General features: G+C 60.6%; 1 protein-coding gene. It reads left to right on the top strand.

Going from position 1 to position 1,308, the window contains the following annotated elements; genetic code table 11:
* The first annotated feature begins 41 nt into the window (after window positions 1-41).
* Entirely contained in the window at window positions 42-1,295 is a 1,254-nt protein-coding gene (locus G453_RS0116775) for an ISL3 family transposase (RefSeq protein WP_027191972.1), read from the top strand.
* The last annotated feature ends 13 nt before the right edge of the window (window positions 1,296-1,308 follow it).

Here is a 1,308-nt window from a genome sequence, read left to right as displayed (position 1 = left end):
ACGCATCGTAGCTTCTGCCCTTTCCCAGGAGGTAAGATGCCGTGGATGCTAACGATTTACTGACGTTGGGTCTTGGCCTCACAGCGCCCTGGCGAGTCGTGGGCCAGTCCCTGGACCTTGCAAAGCAGCCAAGCGAGCTTCGCCTTGAGGTCGAGGCCGCGAGAGGTGAGCGCTACCCTTGCCCGGCGTGCGGTGCGACTTGTAAGGCCCATGATTTCGCGGAGTTCAGCTGGCGTCATCTCAACTTCTTCCAGCATCACTGCCTTATCAAAGCCCGGGTGCCCCGAGTGAGATGTTCTGAACATGGCCTCAAGCGAGTCAACGTCCCGTGGGCGCGGCCGGGCAGTGGATTCACCCTGCTTTTCGAGCAAGCGGTGATGCTCCTTGCCCGGGAGATGCCGGTCAACGCCGTGGCGCGCTACGTCGGCGTCACAGACAAGCGGATATGGCGAGTGGTGACGCATTACGTCTTCAAAGCCATGGGGCAACTCGATCTCAGCCGGGTGTGCGGAGTCGGCCTGGACGAAACAGCGACCAAGCGCGGCCATCATTACGTCACCATTTTCGTGGACATGGACCGGGAAAGCCGCCCGGTGATCTTCGCGACTCCCGGCAAGGGCAAGGAGTGCCTCAGGACTTTCGCCGCGTACCTTAAAGGGCGCAAGGGCAACCCTGCCAACGTGACCGAGGTGGTCTGCGACATGTCGCCAGCCTTCCTTGCAGCCGCCGAAGAGACCTTTCGCAATGCTGCGGTTACTGTTGACTGGTTCCACGTGGTGCAGATTTTCACCAAAGCGCTCGATGAGGTCAGACGCCTGGAGGCCAAGGAAGTCAAACTTCCCAAGGGCACCCGATGGGCTGTGCTCAAGGGCATGGAGACATGGCGCAGCGAAGAGCAGGTCGCTGCCCTGGAGGAATTGAAAGAGCGCGGCCTAGCGACGGCCACGGCATTCCGGGTAAAGGAGTTGCTGCGCTGGGTGCGCAATGCTGACACCAGGCAGGGCGCTCGTTGGCGGGCATCGCGATTCTTCGAGTTCGCCCGGGAGCTTGCCGGGGAGTCGGCTCTGCTCGAACCGGTTCGCAAAGCGCTGAATACGTTTCAGGAGCATTTGCCGAGAATCCTACGGAGATGGGACTCCCTGCTCTCAAACGCACGGCTGGAAGGACTCAATGGCCTCTTCCAGGCCGCCCGTTCGCGGGCCAGAGGCTACCGGAACGTGACCACTTTCATCACCATGATCTACCTGATAGGGGCACCCATCGCAGATCTTCTGAACGGGGGATTTCCACAGTAAACGTCGAAGACCC

The sequence above is a fragment of the Fundidesulfovibrio putealis DSM 16056 genome (assembly GCF_000429325.1).
In the GTDB taxonomy this organism is placed as follows: domain Bacteria; phylum Desulfobacterota; class Desulfovibrionia; order Desulfovibrionales; family Desulfovibrionaceae; genus Fundidesulfovibrio; species Fundidesulfovibrio putealis.
The sequence above is the reverse complement of the archived record's forward strand: the minus strand, read 5'-3'. Positions and strand labels throughout refer to the sequence as shown.